The sequence below is a fragment of the Streptomyces sp. NBC_00104 genome, from assembly GCF_045160825.1.
Taxonomy (GTDB): Bacteria; Actinomycetota; Actinomycetes; order Streptomycetales; family Streptomycetaceae; genus Streptomyces.
On sequence record NZ_CP108215.1, the window covers coordinates 566,810 to 582,878 of the forward strand.

Consider the following 16,069-nt stretch of genomic DNA (forward strand, 5'->3'; position numbering starts at 1 on the left):
CGGCACTCCCGCCCGGCCCGCCCGCCGGGAGGCGGGGCCGCGAGGGGCCGCCTATGGTGATCCGGGGGTTGTCCCCGGCCGCCCCGGCCGGGTGTCCCTGGAGGCGCGCATGCGGTCCACGCACAGACGGCGCCCGCTCGCCGGAGCCGCGGTCGCGGTGCTGGCCCTGCTGGGGGCCGGACTGCCGGCCACGGCGGCGGGCGCCGACGACGAGCAGGACGACAAGCAGCCCGATCTGACCCGCTTCTACCAGCAGAAGATCAAGTGGTCGAAGTGCGAGGGCACGGAGATGCCCAAGGATCTGCGGTGCGGCAAGGTCACCGTGCCGATCGACTACACCCGGCCCAAGGCCGGAACCCTCGACCTGGCGATGGCCCGCTACCGGGCCACCGGCGACTCGCGCGGCTCGCTGCTGCTGAACTTCGGCGGCCCCGGCGGCCCGGGCGTCCCCGAACTCGCCTACGGCGGCAAGGACTTCATGGATCTCACCGACGGCTACGACGTCGTCACCTTCGATCCACGCGGCGTGGGCCGATCGTCTCCCGTCAGCTGCGGCGACGGCACCGACGAGGCACTCGAGGCGACCGACAGCGGCGAGGACGCGAACGACCCGCAGGCCGCCCTCAAGCAGCTGCGGCGGGCCGCGGCCGCGTGCAGGAAGCACTCCGGCCCGGTGCTGCCGTACATCGGCACAGCCAGCGCCTCCCGCGACCTGGACGTGATGCGCGCCGCCCTCGGCGACAAGAAACTCAACTACCTCGGCTTCTCCTACGGCACCCGGCTGGGCGCGGTGTACGCGGCGCAGTTCCCCGAGAAGGTGGGCCGGATGGTCCTCGACGGGGTGGACACCCTGACCGAGCCGCTGGCCGAGCAGGGTCTGGTGGGTGCCGCGGGCCAGCAGACCGCGTTGGAGGACTACCTCGACGCGTGCACCGAGGAGCTGACGTGCCCGTTCGGACAGGACTCCCGCTCCGCCCGTGAGCAGGTCGTGGCGCTGGTCGACTCGCTCGACGAGTACCCCGTGCCGTCGGACTTCGGGCAGGACTTCACGGGCCAGGACCTGGTGGGCGCCATCAGCCACGCCCTCTACAGCGAACAGATGTGGCCGATGCTCACCCAGGCGCTCAACATGCTCGTCCACGACGGGGACACCCGGGGCGTCGTGGCACTCACGGGCGGCGGCTTCGCCCCGACGACCGTCCCGTACCGGTCCTCGGCGCCGGCCCGCCCGCACGAGCCTCCCGAGCCCAGCGCGTCCGGCACCCCGACCCCACACAGCGGGCTCGTCGACGCCGGGGAGGTCCCGCCGGACAACCTTCCGGCCGCGCTCATGGCGATCAACTGCGCCGACGACCCCGACCGGCCCACCGCCAAGAAGATCACCGACAACCTGAAGGACCTGCGCGCGGCCTACGAGGACGCCTCCCCCGTGTTCGGCCGGTACCGGCTCACCCAGGTGCTGATGTGCCACGGCCGCCCGGCGGGCACCGACTACATCCGCGACGAGGTGCGGGACGTCGACACCCCGAAGATGCTGCTCGTGGGCACCCGGGGCGACCCGGCCACCCCGTACCGCTGGACCGTGGAGACGGCTGAGCGGCTCGGCTCCTCGGCGGTCGTCCTCGACAACAAGGGCAAGGGGCACACTGGGTACGGGTCGTCCAAGTGCGTGCACGCGAAGGTCGACGACTTCCTGCTGTTCGGGACGCTGCCGGACGACGGAAGTTCCTGCGGAGCCGACGATTGAGCATCGGGCGTGTAACACGCACGGGTCGGGTACAACCCCGCGCGCACTCGGCGCGTCACACTGGGCAGGCGTCGCCTTTGCGCGTGCCGTACCCGTACGTGACCAAAACTGGGGGATTCCACCGATGCGTATCCGTTCCTTCCTCACCGTCTCGACCGCGGCGGCCGCCGGCGCCGCTCTGCTCCTCACCGCCGCCCCGCAGGGGCTGGCCGCCCAGCCCGCCGCGAAGACCCCGGTCTGCAAGGCGAAGGTCCTCAAGCTGGGGGCCAAGCAGTCCAAGGACGCGCGGGTCGTGCACATCAGCGTCAAGAACACCGGCACGCGCACCTGCACGATCGACCGCCTTCCCGTCGTCACCTTCGGCGACCTCGACGGGGCGGCCCTGCCGGTGCCGTCGGGCGAGAGCGGGCCGTACAAGGTCGGCTCGGGGAAGACGGTGTACGCGGCCGTCCGTACGATCGCCGACCTCAAGGACCCGGACGCCCGTCGCGTCGGCACGATCACCGTGTCGGCCAACCCCAACCTCAACGGCCGTACCTTCACCGCGAAGCAGCTGGGCGCGAGCAAGAAGGTGAAGGTCTGGGAGCCGGTGACGACCTGGTGGAAGCCGTCCAAGGCCGCCGCCGACAAGGCGCTCAAGAAGGAAGTCGGCTGACCCTCACGGCAGCCGCACGGCATCGACGAGCCCGTCGGCGCGCGCCCCATCACCGGTGCGCGCCGACGGGCTCCTTCGCTGCCCTCCTGCGACCGCCGAGGCCGCCTGCGGCGGGAGCCTTCTTACCCCAAATGCCCGACACGCGAATCAGTCCTATCGTGAAGTCATGGAGCATGCCCTCAGTCCCACGACCCTCACCGAACTGCGCCGCCCGCGGCCCTACCCCGCGGTGTCGGTGCTGACGCCGACCCACCGCCGGGAACCCGAGAACACCCAGGATCCGGTCCGGCTGCGCAATGTGGTGGCCGAGGCGAAGAAGCGACTGGAGCACGATCCCGCGGTCACGCGGGAGCGGCGCCACGACGTCGTCGAACAGCTGGACCAGGCCCTGTCCGAGGTGGATCTGACGCACGCCGAGGACGGCCTGGCGATCTTCGCGGCGCCCGGTGAGCACCAGGTGTGGTCGCTGGCCCGTCCGGTGCCGGAGCGGGTGGTGCTCGCGGACACCTTCCTCACCCGGAACCTGGTGGCCGCGCAGGCCGCCGAGCGGCCGTTCTGGGTGCTCTCGGTCTCCTCGGACCGGGTCACCCTGTGGAACGGCGGCGGCGACCGCGTCTCCGAGGCGCACACCGGCGGGTTCCCGCTGACCAGGGACCGCGACAACTTCGACGCCGAGCGGCAGGAGCGGATCGGCGACCTGCCGTCCGCCTTCCGCGACGAGGACACCCGCCGCTTCCTGCGTGACGCCGACACCGCGCTGGCCCGGCTGCTGCGCGCTCGGCCCCGGCCCGCGTACCTCACCGGGGAGACGGCCGCGCTGTCCCTGTTCGACGAGATCGGCACGGTCACCAGGGACGCCACGCACATCCCGCACGGCGGTCTCGCGCACGGCACCCCGGAGGCCGTGTGGCAGGCGGTCGGGCCCCTGATCGCCGCCGAGGACCGCAGGAACGTCGACACCGTCGCCCGGCGGCTCGAAGCGGCCCGCGGCCACAAGGCGTTCGCCGCCGGGGTCGACGAGGTCCGGCAGAACGCCCAGCAGGGCCGCATCCAGCTTCTGGCCGTGGAGGAGAACTACCGGACGACCGTCCGCGCCGACGGAGGCGGCGGGCACCTCGTCCCGGCCGAGAGCGGCGACCTCGACGTCCGCGAGGACATCGTGGACGAGATCGTCGAGCGGTGTCTGGACACCGGCGCCGAGGTCCGCTTCGTCCCCGACGGCACGCTGGGCGACGCCCGGGGCATCGCGGGCGTCCTGCGGTACTGAACCCCGGCCGTCGCACGCCGGCACACCTCGGGACGGGTGTCAGACACCGCCGAGGAGGGTCGTCAGGCCCCGGTCGAGGGCCGGGCCCAGCTCTTCTCTCCCGGCGCCGACGACGGCGTAGCTGCGCACCAGGAAGCGCTGGAGAGCCGCCTTCTCGAACCGGAGCAGGGCCATGCCGTACGGGGAGTGCAGTTCGACCACCGTGCGGAAGCGGCCGCAGGGCCAGATGTGCACGTCGCCGGCGCCGGCGGGGGCCCGCACGCCTTCCTCCAGCAGTTCGCGGGAGAAGGTCCAGGTCACCATGGAACCGTTCAGCGAGATGTCGGCCGGGAAGTCGAGGTGCACGGCCAGCGGATCGTCGGAGGAATAGCGCAGGCTCGCGGGCACCGGGACCTCCCGGTCCTCGGCGGTGATGAGGAGAGCGCGGGCGGGCTGTTCCAGCGTGACGGTCATGAACGGTCTCCGTTTCGGGTGAAGCTCTTCCTGCGGTGCGGGCCGACCGGGTGCGCCGACGTGCCTTCTCGACCTCGCGGAGGGCTTTCGCATGAGACGGCTCCCTGGATTCACCTCTGTGACCCATGTCACCCGCGCCGCGACCTTCGGGCTCACGCGGAGGCGTCGACGAGGCCGGGTTCACAGAGGCCGTTCCATGGAATCGAGGGGCTCGTACATATGCCCCTCGAACAGGGGAATGAAAGACAGGTGAATGCGGTCGACGGTCCGTCAAGTCACGTACGATTCCTACGACTTGGACCCTCAGGACGCGTACCCGCGTGCGATGGAGAACCCCGACCGCAAGGACGGTGGCATATGCCAGAAGCACCACCGTATCGTGTCTTGCCAAATCCCTTACAGCGCGTCGCGGGCTGTGCAACAGTCGTAATCGGCCCTTACGTCAGCGTTGGTCGTACCGTCCCCCATCGGAGTACGTGATGCCGTCCCCTCTCTCTGCGGATCGCCCCGCCGCCCAGCCGCCCCGACGCGGCACGGTCGACGCGCTCATCTCGCAGACGCGGCGACTGCGGGGCGACGTGGACGCCGTACGCCGTGACGCGCCCGCCGACGAAGCGGACCCGGAGGTCCGCTGGCAGCGCGCGCTCTATGATCTGGCGCTCAATCAACTGAGCGATCTGGACGGCCACTTGGCCCAGCTGCGGGACGGTCCGGCCCTGCCGCCGACCCCCGCGGCCCCGGCCGGGCTCCCGGTCGCGCCGCCCCCGGCGCCCCGGCGTGAATCGCTGCTCAGCCGGGTCGGCAGCGCCGAGTGGAACCTGCTGACCGACGAGGCGAGCTGGTCCGGGGAGCTGTATCAGATCCTCGGCCGCGACGCCGCCGCCCCGCCGCTCACCCTCGACGAACTGCCCTCGCTGGTGCTCGACGAGGATCGGCCGAAGCTGACGGCGATGGTCACGGACTGTCTGATCGACGCACAACGCATCGACGGGGAGTTCCGAGTCCTGCTCCCCGACGGCGGAGTGCGCACCGTGCACATGATGGGCGAGCCCGTGCTCGACGACGACGGCGGTACGGCCTCGATGTGGGCCGTCCTGCGGGACGTCAGCGAACTGCGGCGCAGCCAGCGGGCAGTGAGCGAGACCCGTGACTCGCTGCACCGTCAGCGGCACTTCGCGCAGACCGAGCACCGGGTCGCGGTCGAGCTGCAGGAGGCCGTGCTGCCGCCGTGGCGCGGCTCCCTGCGGCTCCCGCACCAGGGCCCCGAGAGGCTGGACCTGGCCGCCCATTACCTGCCCTGCTCGACTAGTGCGCTGATCGGCGGCGACTGGTACGACGCCCTCGAACTGCCGGGCGGCGAGAGCCTGTTGAGCGTGGGCGACCTCACCGGTCACGGAGTCACCGTCACCTCGGGCATGGCGATGCTGATCGGCGCGCTGCGCGGCCTGGCCATGGCGGGCACGGAGCCGGGCCGGCTGATGGCCTGCCTCAACCAGTTACTGGACGCCACGGTGCAACCGGCCCTCGGCAGCGCCGTCTGCTGCCGCTACCGGCCGGCGACCCGCACCCTGGTCTGGGCGCAGGCGGGGCACCCCGCCCCGCTGCTGTTCCGCGGCGGGACGGGGCGTGTGCTGACATCGCCGGACGGCGTCCTGCTCGGAGCGACCTCGGGTGCCGTCTACGGGCAGGCCGAAGTGACGCTCGAACAGGGCGACCTGCTGCTCCTGCACACCGATGGACTGGTCCCCCGGCGGGGAGGAGAGGCAGCCGTGCAGCGGCTGCTGGACCTGGCCCCACGGATCGGCGCGGCGCGTACGGCCCAGGAATGTGTACGGACAGTGGTGGAAGAGTTCGGCGAGACCGAGCGTGCGGACGACGCCTGCGTACTCGTCGCCAGGGTCAGCTCCTGAGGAGTCTGCCCCCGAGGGGTCACGCCGGCGCGATGTCGCCCTTGTTCTTCGGCTGGGTCTTGGGCAGGGCGAGTTTGATCTCCTCCCGCAGGTCCTGGATCTTCGGATAGCTGGAGTACTGACCGGTGAGCCGGTACATCTCACGCAGCCGGTCCCAGGTGCGGTGGGAGGAGTTGGAGCCCATCGCCGCCAGGGCGAGGCGGGCGTAACTGGCCGCCTGTTCCGGGTCGTCGGCGATGAAGGAGGCCGAGGCCATGGACAGGAAGTCGAAGATCTTCGACCGCTGCCGGCCGTCGACGCGCAGTTCCAGAGCCTTCTGCGCGTAGTGCTGGGCCTGCTTGGCCGCGGCCGGTTCGTGCTCCGCGAGCGTGCGGTAGGCCAGGGCCTGCATGCCGTAGAGATCCTCCTCCTTGAACATCTGCATCCAGCTGGGCGGCGGAACGTCCCCCCGGTCGGAGACGAACAGGTCCTCGGCCTGGCCCAGGGTGCGGCGCATGGCCTGGCCCTTGCCCAGGGAGGCCTGGGCCCAGGCCTCGACGGTGTGGAGCATGGCCTTGGTGCGCGGCAGCACCTGCTCGCCGGAGCCGGACTGGGCGAGTTTCATCAGGTCGAGCGCCTCGTCGGGCTTGCCGAGGTGCACCAGTTGTCGGGCCGCCCGCGAGAGGGCCTCTCCGGCGCGGGGCCGGTCACCGCCCTCCCTGGCGGCGTGGGCGGCGATGATGAAGTACTTCTGGGCGGTGGGTTCCAGGCCGATGTCGTGCGACATCCAGCCCGCTAGGACGGCGAGGTTGGCGGCGACGCCCCACAGGCGGCGCTGGAGATGCTCGGGGTGGCGGTAGGAGAGCATGCCTCCCACCTCGTTCAGCTGTCCCACGACAGCCTTGCGTTGCAGCCCGCCGCCGCGGGCCGCGTCCCAGGCCCGGAACACCTCGACCGAGCGCTCCAGTTCCTCGATCTCCTGCGCCCCGATGGGGGCGGCCTCGTAACGGTCGAACCCGGCGGGGTCGGCGTGCAGGGGGTTGTCGAGATCGGGTGCGTCGGCCGCGAGGGCCGGATCGGTGTGCAGCCAGTCGTGCATGGCGCTGCTGAGTGCGGATCCCGCGGTGAGCGCGACGCCCGCACCCACCAAGCCGCGTCGGTTGAGCATGAGGTCCATTCCCGTGAATTCGGTGAGGACCGCAGCAGTCCGTTCGGGCGCCCACGGCACACCGTCGGGATGTTCCACATTCCCGCCGTCCTGCCGTCTTCCCGTACGCCCGTGCCGGACCAGACCGAGGTCCTCGATGGTCACGACACGGCCGAGACGCTCGGTGAACAACGCCGCCAGCACCCGCGGCACGGGATCGCGCGGGATCTCTCCCATGTCGATCCACCGCCGCACCCGTGAGGTGTCGGTCGCCAGCTGGGGGTGGCCCATGGCCGCCGCCTGCCGGTTGACCAGCCTCGCGAGCTCTCCCTTGGACCAGCCGGCCAGGCCGAACAGGTCTGCGAGTCGGGTATTGGGTTGTCCGCTCACGTCAAGCCCCCAGGTTCTCGGCTGAGTTGAATGTAGCCCGCTGTCAGTTGCTGGGGGACTATTCGCCAGGCTTCGCCAGGGTGCGCTACATGGTGTGCCATGGGCCATCCGGTGTCAGGTAGGAAAGCGCCACCCCGACCCGGTCGCCCCGACGGGCACTCCCCAGGGTGTCCTCGGATCGGCCGGGGCGGGCAGCGCGTGACCTCGCCGGCACACGAAGGGATCTGTCTTCCCCCATGTACGCAGCATCGTCCTCCGTGTCCGCTCCTCCCCGGTCCCTGCACCCCCGCCAGCCGGGCAGCGGCGGCCCCTACCTCGACCCCACGCGTACGGCGGCCCCGATGCTCGGTGGCGGCCGGGCTCGGCGTGTGCCGGGGCTCGGCACCCAACCGCTCAGCGGGAGACTCGACTTGTCCGGCCCCCAGGGCGCGCAGCTGCGCACGGCGATCGCCTCGGTGCATCGCATCTGTCCGGAGTTCACTCCGGTCCAGGTGCTGCGCCGCAGCGGCCGCTCGGTGCTGCTCGTCGGTACGACAGGGCGCAGCACGGCCGTCGCCAAGTGTTTACTCGACCATTCATCCATCTGGGAGGAGCGGCTCCGGCACGAAATAGCCGCATACCGCTCGTTCGTCCGGCACCGCCCCCCGGTGCGGGCGCCGAAGCTGATCGCGGCGGACCCGGACAACTGCACCTTGGTCATCGAGCGGATGCCGGGCCGGGTGGCAGCCCTGCAGCGGCATCCGGTGGAGGCGCCGCCGCGCGCCGACATCCGGGCGGCGCTCGGCGCGATCTGCCGGCTGAACGCGTGGCGGCCACCGGCGGGGACGTTCGACGCCCCGCTGGACTACGCGGAGCGGATCTCCCGATTCCATGAGCTGGGTCTGCTCACCGACCGGGACATGGGCGATCTGCAGAAGCTCCTGCACGGCATCGCGCACGCGTCGGGCCGTCAGGGCATGGGCCAGTTCTGTCACGGCGACGCCCTCCTGTCGAACATCCTTCTCTCACCGGCCGGTCCAGTGCTGGTGGACTGGGAGCACGCGGGGTGGTATCTGCCGGGGTACGACCTGGCGACGCTGTGGGCGGTGCTCGGGGACGCACCGGTGGCGCGGCGGCAGATCAGTCAGCTGGCGCAGTCGGCGGGCCCGGCCTCACGGGACGCGTTCCTGGTGAACCTGATGCTCGTACTGACCCGTGAGATCCGTACCTACGAGACGGCCGTGCAGCGTTCGATGCACGACTCGACCCCGGCGGCACCGGGCCCGGCCCACCCGGCCGCCGCGCCGTCCGGCGAGGAACAGCGGCTGCTGCTCAGGCGGCTGCACGACGACTGCCAAATGGCCCGCAAGGCCGTACGGGCGGCGGTCGGCACTCGCTGAGAGGAAAGGAAGGTCCGCAGTGCGCCCTGGACAGGGGCGCGCCGCGGACCTTCGTCATGTCAGGGCAGCCAATCACCGGGGAAACGGCCTCCTCCGGGCATGATTGACGGATCGTCGGCCGACCGATAGCACTGGTGCACTCCCCCACGCTCGGCTTCTCCCCCCAGCGTGGGAGGTGTCCCCAGGCTCCGCCCGGCCCGCCATCGCCCCACCATTCCAGGAGGCCGCCTTGCGAGGATCCCCCACCGACCGCAGGCCCACCCCACTGCCCGGACGTTTGCGCAGAACGGCGTTCACCGCAGCCCCCGCCGTCCTGCTGCTGCCCCTGCTGGGGGCTGCCCCGCCCGCCGCCCAGTCGTCCGCCGCGTCGGTCCGTCTGCAGGGCGCGTTCGGCGCCGCTGCCGCCGAGTACGGCGTTCCGCGCAGCGTTCTGCTCGGCGTCTCCTATCTGCAGTCCCGCTGGGACGCCCACGGCGGCGCGCCGAGCGTCACCGGCGGCTACGGCCCCATGCACCTCACCGACGCGCGCACGGCCCTGGCCGAGGCCCCGCACCACAGCGAGGGCACGGAGGACGCGCGCGGCGACGACTCCCGGCCGCCCCTGGTGGCCGAGGCGGATCTGCCCGAGTCGTCCGAACTCCCGTCCCGGCTGCGGACGTTGACGAAGGCGGCCGAACTGACCGGTCTGCCCGCGCGGACGCTGCGCACGGACGCCGAGGCCAATGTGGCGGGCGGGGCCGCGCTGCTCGCCGCCGCGCAGCGGGAGCTCGGCGCGGAGCCGAGTGCCGATCCGGCGGACTGGTACGGGGCGGTGGCGCGCTTCTCGGGCGCCGACGACCGGGCGACGGCGGCGGCGTACGCGAACGAGGTGTTCGCCGTGATCCGCGACGGCGCCGGGCGGGTCACGGACGCCGGTCAGCGGGTGGCGCTCGCCGCCGAGCCGGGTCTGCGCCCCGACACCGGGCAGTTGTCCCGGGCGGGGCTGCGCGCGGCGGCCGCGGACGGCGCGGAGTGTCCGACAACGGTGTCCTGCGAGTGGATCCCGGCTCCGTACGAGGAGTTCGGCGACAACGACTACGGCAACCACGACCTGGCCGACCGGCCGACCTCGCAGCGCATCCGGTACATCGTCGTCCACGACACCGAGGGCTACTGGGACACCACTCTCGAACTGGTCCAGGACCCGACCTATGTGTCGTGGCACTATTCGCTGCGCTCCACGGACGGTCACATCGCCCAGCACATCAAGAACAAGGACGTGGGCTGGCACGCCGGCAACTGGTACGTCAACGCGGGGTCGGTCGGCCTGGAGCACGAGGGCTTCCTGGCCTCGCCGGACGCCTGGTACACGGAGGCGATGTACCGCGCGTCGGCCCGTCTGGTGAAGTATCTCGCCGCGAAGTACGGCGTCCCGCTGGACCGGCAGCACATCCTGGGCCACGACACCGTACCCGGCCCGACGACGGCGACGATCCCGGGGATGCACACCGACCCGGGCCCGTACTGGGACTGGCGGCACTACTTCGAGCTGCTGGGCAAGCCCTTCGGCGCCACGTCCGGCAAGGACAGCGCCATGGTCACCATCCTCCCGAAGTACGCCGACAACCGGCCCGAGTTCACCGGCTGTGTGAGCGGGGGCGAGCCCTGCGCGGTGCACGGCTCCAGCGCCGTACGCCTGTACAGCGAGCCCGCTGTGACCTCACCCCTGATCAAGGACATCGGGCTGCGGCCGGGCGGCGACGACTCGACGATCGATGTGAACGACCTCGGTTCGCGGGTCTCCACCGGGCAGCAGTACGCGGTCGCCGGGCGGCAGGGCGACTGGACGGCGATCTGGTATCTGGGGCAGAAGGCCTGGTTCCAGAACCCCAAGGCGAAGCCGACGGCGGTCGGCGCGGCCGGACTGGTCGTGACGCCCCGGGAGGGCCTGGCGGAGATCCCGGTGTACGGCCGCGCCTACCCGGAGGCGGCGGCGTACCCGGCGGGTGTGCCCGCCCAGGCGGTGTCCCCGTGGCCGTACAAGCTCCTCAAGGGGCAGAAGTACGTCGCGGGTGACCGGGTGCCCGGCGAGTACTACTACGCCGTCTCCTTCGACACGAGCGGGCACAGGGTCGTGGTCGGTGAAGACCTGTATTACGAGATCCAGTTCGGCCATCGGGTGGCGTTCGTGCGGGCGGCGGATGTGCGGGTGCTGCCGGCCGCGTGAGGACGAGGCCGCCTGAGGGCGCGAAGAAGGGCCGGGTGTGAACCCGGCCCTTTCGTCTTCGTGCTTTGCCGCTCTCAGCCCTGCTGGAACAGCTCCGCCGGGAGCGGCTTGAGCAGCGCGTACAGGTCGTCGGTGATGGGGCGGTCCCAGGCGGCGATGGTCACCAGGACGTTGTCGCTGCGGTCGAACTGGACGCAGGAGATCCGGGACTCGGAGAGCTTGAGCCGGCGGACGATCAGAAGGTTGTCACCCTGCATCACCGGCATGTCCTCGGCACCGACGACGGTGATCTCCTCCTCGTTCTCCAGCGCGATCAGCAGCTGGGCCACCTCGAAGGGGATCTCGCCGTCGGCGACCTCGCGCGCCGGGGAGCCCTCCGGGAGGTTGCCGATGATCATCGCGGGGCCGCGGCCGCCGTAGAGGTCGTAGCGCAGGAAGACGCCCTGGCAGCTGCCGTCGGGGGCCGGCAGCAGGCCGGCACCGAGATTGCCCGGCCAGTCGCCCGGGTCCATGGCCAGTACGTCGAAGTCGGGACCGGCAGGAGTGGCGCTGCGGCGGCGGAGGAAGGACATGCCGCAATGGTACGGCGTGCCGTCCGGCGGTGGGGCCGAGGGAGCGTGGGGGGCAGGGGTCGCTCTCCGAGGCGATGGTCAGCTCGCCGCCTTCTTGTGCCGTTCGTGGTGGCGGGCGACGCGGGCGCGGTTGCCGCAGGACGGCTTGCACCATTCCTGGCGGGGGTGCTCCTTGAGGAAGTAGCGCACGCAGCGTGGTGCGTGGCAGGCGCGCAGCCGCTGCCGTTCGGGGCCCGCGAGGAAGGCGAGGGCGGAGCGGGCGAGGGCGGCGGTGAGCGGGTCCTCGCCGGTGGCGGGCTCATGGCGTACGACGGGTTCGGCGCCGGGACCCCAGGTGAGCACAGGGACGGTCGGGGTGAGGGCGGCGGCCTCGTTGAGGCGTGCCAGGGCTTCGGGGACGGGCACCGGGCGGGTGCCGTCGGCGGGGCTGGGCTCGCCGGGGCCGACGGCGCGGGCGAACAGGGCCCGCACGGCTCCGCGGAGCTCGCGTACGGAGGTGAGGGCGGCCTCGTCGACGGTGTGGCCGACGGTGGCCGGCAGGACGTCCGCATGCGCCCGGACCCAGGTGGCGAGCCCCACGGGCTCGGTCAGGTCGTCGGCGACTCCGCCGTGGCCGTCATGGCGGAAGGTCGATGCGAGGTCCAGGGCGAGCCGCGCGTCCGCACTGATCGAGTACTCCATGAGGCTAATGATAGGCGAGTCGTCATCCATTAACCCGAGGGAAGCCACCGCGCGGCCGTCTCCTCGTCGCGGGCATCCGAGCCCTGTCGGTGGGCGGCTCCCGGCCGCCCACCGACAGGGCTCGCACGGCCGCTCAGGTCAGGTCGAACTCGCCCTCGCGGGCCCCCGACACGAAGGCACCCCATTCGGCGGGGGTGAAGATCAGCGAGGGGCTCTCGGGGCTGCCGCTGTTGCGCATGGCGATGAACCCCTCGACAAAGGCGATCTGGACATCTCCCCGCCCCTGGCTGCTCGACCGCCAGTCCGCGTTGCTCAGGTCCAGTTCCGCCGGCTTGTGCCAGCCGTCGAGGGATCGCTGCTCCATGATGGTCTCGGCCACGTCCGTGCTCCTCCCGGTTCGTCGTCCGCCCGCCAGACTAGCGATCGCCCCCCACCGCCGACAGGCCACGTGAGGGGGAGGTTCAGGAGGTCGGCGGCTCGGCGCCCACGAGCCACATCGAGAAGAACTGCGATCCGCCGCCGTAGGCGTGCCCGAGCACCCGGCGGGCGCCCTCAACCTGGTGCTCTCCGGCCAGCCCCCTCACCTGCAACGCCGCCTCCGCGAAACGGATCATGCCGGAGGCGCCGATGGGATTGGTGGAGAGCACTCCGCCGGACATGTCGACCGGAAGATCCCCGTCCAGTTCGGTGACGCCCGACTCGGTGAGTTTCCAGCCCTCGCCCTCGGCCGCGAAGCCGAGGTTCTCCAGCCACATCGGCTCGTACCAGGAGAACGGCACGTACATCTCCACCGCGTCGATCTCCCGGCGCGGATCCGCGATGCCCGCCTGCCGGTACACGTCGGCCGCGCAGTCCCGTCCCGCGCGCGGCGACACGCTGTCCTTCCCCGCGAACAGGGTCGGCTCGCTGCGCATCGCGCCGCCGTGCATCCACGCGGCGGGCCGGGGCGCCCGGGCGGCGCCCGCGCGGTCGGTGAGGACCATCGCCACGGCCCCGTCGGAGGACGGACAGGTCTCCGAGTAGCGGATCGGGTCCCACAGCATGGGCGAGGCCTGGACCTTCTCCAGCGTGATGTCGTGCTCGTGGAGATGGGCGTACGGGTTCTTCAGCGCGTTGCGGCGGTTCTTGTACGCCACCAGGGAGCCGACGGTGTCGGGGGCGCCGCTGCGCCGCATGTACGCCCGGACGTGCGGGGCGAAGAAGCCGCCCGCGCCGGCCAGCAGCGGCTGCTGGAACGGGATCGGCAGGGACAGTCCCCACATGGCGTTCGATTCGGACTGTTTCTCGAAGGCGAGGGTCAGCACCGTGCCGTGGACACGGGCGGCGACCAGGCTCGCGGCGACCAGCGCGGTCGATCCGCCGACCGAGCCCGCCGTGTGCACCCGCATCATGGGCTTGCCCACCGCGCCGAGCGCGTCGGCGAGGTACAGCTCGGGCATCATGACGCCCTCGAAGAAGTCGGGCGCCTTGCCGATGACGACGGCCTCGACGTCGGCCCAGGTCAACTCGGCGTCGTCGAGGGCCCGTTGGGCGGCCTCCCGGACGAGCCCGGCGATCGACACGTCCCGGCGGGCCGCCACGTGCTTGGTCTGGCCGACGCCTACGACGGCCACGGGCTCCTTGCTCATCGGGGATCCCCTTCGAGTACGGCGACCAGGTTCTGCTGCAGACAGGGGCCGGACGTGGCGTGTGCCAGCGCCCGGTCGGACTCGCCCCGGTGGATACGGGCGGCGGCCTCGCCGATCCGGATGAGCCCGGCGGCCATGATCGGGTTGGCTGCCAGGGCCCCGCCCGACGGGTTGACCCGCACGCCGTCGTCGAGCCCCAGCACCTCGCGCAGGATCACCTCCTGGGAGCTGAAGGGGGCGTGCAACTCGGCGGTGTCCACCGGCCGTTCGTACGCGCCGGCCCGTTCGGCGGCGAGGCGGGTGGACGGCGAGTCGGTCAGATCGCGTACGCCGATGCCGTGCGCCTCGATGCGGTGGTCGATGCCCCGGATCCACGCGGGCCGCTCGCACAGGTCACGGGCCCGTTCCCCCGCCGCGAGGACCACGGCGGCGGCCCCGTCACCGATGGGCGGACAGTCCCCCGTGCGCAGCGGCCGTACGAGATAGTCCCCCTGGGGCACCGGACCCCGCAGCTGGGCGTGGGAGTTGGCGGCGGCGTCCGCGCGGCTGCGCGCCCCGACGGCGGCCAGTGCCGGCTCGTCCGCGGTGCCCGCGTCGATGAGCGCCTGGGCCTGGAGGGCGGCGAGGGCGACGGAGTCGGGCCACAGCGGAGCCACGTAGTACGGGTCCAACTGCCGGGTCAGGACGTCCCGCACCGACCCGGGCGAGGACTTGCCGTACGAGTAGACGAGCGCGGTGTCGGCGTCCCCCGTCCGCAGTTTCACCCAGGCCTCGTACAGCGCCCAGGCCCCGTCCATCTCGACGTGCGACTCGGAGATCGGCGGCCAGGCGCCCACGCCGTCGAGGGCGAGGGTGAAGGAGAAGGCGCGGCCGGCGAGGTAGTCGCTGGAGCCGGAGCAGGTGAAGTCGATGTCGGCGGTCTTGAGCCCGGTGCTCTCCATGACCTCGTGCAGTACCGGCATGAGCATCTCCACCTCGGAGATCTCCTCGCTGGTGCGCCGGTGGTCGGTCTGGGCGAAGGCGACGACGGCGATGTCACGTACGCCTGCGGCTCGTGGTGCCTCGCGCGTCACAGCGTCTCCCTGTAGGTCTCGTAGTCCGCGTCCGGTTCGCCGGTGGGCCGGTAGTGGTCGGGATAGCGGGACCCTTCCGTCCACACCGGCTCCACGCGCAGGCCCATGCGCACCTGGTCGTAGGGGATGCCGGCGATACGGCCGTGCAGGGCGAGCCCGGCGCCGTCGAGGGCGATGTGGGCGTAGACGTAGGGGACTTCGATGTCGAGGTTCTTCGCCTTGATGTTGACGATGCAGAACGTGGTGACCGTCCCGCCCGGACCGACCTCCACCTGCTCCGCCGTGGCCACCCCGCAGGTCGGACAGGCGCCCCTCGGCGGGACGTACACCTTGCGGCAGGACGGACAGCGTTCACCGACGATGCGACGGCCGCCGAGGGCGTTGATGTAGCCGGTCTGGGCGCGGCCGGGCGAGTAGGTGTAGTCCAGGCGGGCGGGGGCGACGATGCCGGTGATCGCGTCGGCGAACTCGCCGGTGTGGCCCGCCGGTTCCACCGGTTCGCCGTCGTACGGCTCGAAGCAGGCGATGTCCGTGATGGCACCGGACCGTTCCTCGGCCCACCGGACACGGACGCGCGCGCCGGTGCGTACGGAGTCGGGTCCGGGGGCGTCGAGGGCGTGGAGCAGGGCCGTGTCGGCGCCGTCGAGCTTCACCAGCACCCAGGCGAAGGGGGTGGCGAGGGGCTGCCCGCGGCGCGGCTCGTGGTTCCAGGCCCAGGTGGTCACGGTGCCGGTGGGCGCGACCTCGACGAGATCGCGGATCTCCTCGGCGGTGACGGGGTCGTACTCGACAGGGGGGACCAGAACCCTTCCGTCGCCGGTACGCACACCGAGGAGGACCTGTTCGCGGAGGCCGGTGAGGAAAGCGCTCTGGACGGGGCCCACGGACCGGGTGAACGGGAACTCGACGGTGAGGGGTGCTGTGAGGATTGCGGACATCGAAGCTTGCCTCCTTCAGAAGAGGGCACAGGCACACGCCCGTC

At 71.7% G+C, this 16,069-nt stretch carries 14 protein-coding genes; 6 read left to right on the top strand and 8 right to left on the bottom strand.

Annotated features, from left to right (window positions below; genetic code table 11):
- The first annotated feature begins 109 nt into the window (after window positions 1-109).
- The 3 genes from OG272_RS02320 to OG272_RS02330 all read left to right on the top strand — a co-directional run bounded on the left by OG272_RS02320 (window position 110) and on the right by OG272_RS02330 (window position 3,669).
- On the top strand, window positions 110-1,747 hold the full coding sequence (locus OG272_RS02320) for an alpha/beta hydrolase (protein ID WP_328222239.1): 1,638 nt from the start codon (window positions 110-112) through the stop codon (window positions 1,745-1,747).
- 124 nt (window positions 1,748-1,871) lie between these two features.
- Window positions 1,872-2,402, top strand: coding sequence for a DUF4232 domain-containing protein (locus OG272_RS02325; RefSeq protein WP_327731722.1), 531 nt, complete (start codon window positions 1,872-1,874; stop codon window positions 2,400-2,402).
- Window positions 2,403-2,568: 166 nt separating this feature from the next.
- A complete protein-coding gene (locus OG272_RS02330) occupies window positions 2,569-3,669 on the top strand; it encodes a chemotaxis protein (protein WP_405892350.1) in 1,101 nt (366 codons plus the stop codon).
- Window positions 3,670-3,708: 39 nt separating this feature from the next.
- Here the strand turns inward: OG272_RS02330 and OG272_RS02335 are convergent, their stop codons facing one another.
- Window positions 3,709-4,122 (bottom strand): SsgA family sporulation/cell division regulator, encoded by a 414-nt coding sequence (locus OG272_RS02335; protein ID WP_326585246.1) that lies wholly within the window; start codon window positions 4,120-4,122, stop codon window positions 3,709-3,711.
- 479 nt (window positions 4,123-4,601) lie between these two features.
- Here OG272_RS02335 and OG272_RS02340 point away from each other — a divergent pair, with 479 nt between their 5' ends.
- Window positions 4,602-6,032 (top strand): SpoIIE family protein phosphatase, encoded by a 1,431-nt coding sequence (locus OG272_RS02340; RefSeq protein WP_326585245.1) that lies wholly within the window; start codon window positions 4,602-4,604, stop codon window positions 6,030-6,032.
- Window positions 6,033-6,051: 19 nt separating this feature from the next.
- Here OG272_RS02340 and OG272_RS02345 read toward each other — a convergent pair whose 3' ends face one another.
- Complete coding sequence (locus tag OG272_RS02345; RefSeq protein ID WP_405892351.1) at window positions 6,052-7,548, bottom strand: hypothetical protein; 1,497 nt, start codon at window positions 7,546-7,548, stop codon at window positions 6,052-6,054.
- A 236-nt stretch (window positions 7,549-7,784) separates the two neighbouring features.
- On the opposite strand from OG272_RS02345, the gene OG272_RS02350 reads away from it, so the two are divergent.
- Together OG272_RS02350 and OG272_RS02355 are read left to right on the top strand one after the other, a co-directional pair.
- Window positions 7,785-8,927 (top strand): aminoglycoside phosphotransferase family protein, encoded by a 1,143-nt coding sequence (locus OG272_RS02350; RefSeq protein WP_327731718.1) that lies wholly within the window; start codon window positions 7,785-7,787, stop codon window positions 8,925-8,927.
- A gap of 229 nt (window positions 8,928-9,156) precedes the next feature.
- Complete coding sequence (locus tag OG272_RS02355; RefSeq protein ID WP_405892353.1) at window positions 9,157-11,133, top strand: N-acetylmuramoyl-L-alanine amidase; 1,977 nt, start codon at window positions 9,157-9,159, stop codon at window positions 11,131-11,133.
- A 74-nt stretch (window positions 11,134-11,207) separates the two neighbouring features.
- Here OG272_RS02355 and OG272_RS02360 read toward each other — a convergent pair whose 3' ends face one another.
- The 6 genes from OG272_RS02360 to OG272_RS02385 form a co-directional block, all read right to left on the bottom strand.
- Window positions 11,208-11,705, bottom strand: a complete 498-nt coding sequence (locus OG272_RS02360) for a hypothetical protein (protein WP_326585241.1) — start codon at window positions 11,703-11,705, stop codon at window positions 11,208-11,210.
- A 78-nt stretch (window positions 11,706-11,783) separates the two neighbouring features.
- Window positions 11,784-12,386, bottom strand: a complete 603-nt coding sequence (locus OG272_RS02365) for a CGNR zinc finger domain-containing protein (protein WP_405892355.1) — start codon at window positions 12,384-12,386, stop codon at window positions 11,784-11,786.
- Window positions 12,387-12,519: 133 nt separating this feature from the next.
- Window positions 12,520-12,765, bottom strand: a complete 246-nt coding sequence (locus OG272_RS02370; protein WP_326585239.1) for a DUF397 domain-containing protein — start codon at window positions 12,763-12,765, stop codon at window positions 12,520-12,522.
- 82 nt (window positions 12,766-12,847) lie between these two features.
- Window positions 12,848-14,014 carry a thiolase domain-containing protein gene (locus OG272_RS02375; protein ID WP_327731713.1) on the bottom strand — a complete coding sequence of 389 codons (1,167 nt, stop codon included), beginning with the start codon at window positions 14,012-14,014 and terminating at the stop codon, window positions 12,848-12,850.
- Window positions 14,011-15,087 (bottom strand): thiolase domain-containing protein, encoded by a 1,077-nt coding sequence (locus OG272_RS02380; RefSeq protein ID WP_405892357.1) that lies wholly within the window; start codon window positions 15,085-15,087, stop codon window positions 14,011-14,013. The genes OG272_RS02375 and OG272_RS02380 overlap by 4 nt, the downstream gene beginning before the upstream one ends.
- Window positions 15,084-16,025, bottom strand: coding sequence for an OB-fold domain-containing protein (locus tag OG272_RS02385; protein ID WP_327731710.1), 942 nt, complete (start codon window positions 16,023-16,025; stop codon window positions 15,084-15,086). Before OG272_RS02385 ends, OG272_RS02380 begins: the two co-directional genes overlap by 4 nt.
- Between the last annotated feature and the right edge of the window lie 44 nt (window positions 16,026-16,069).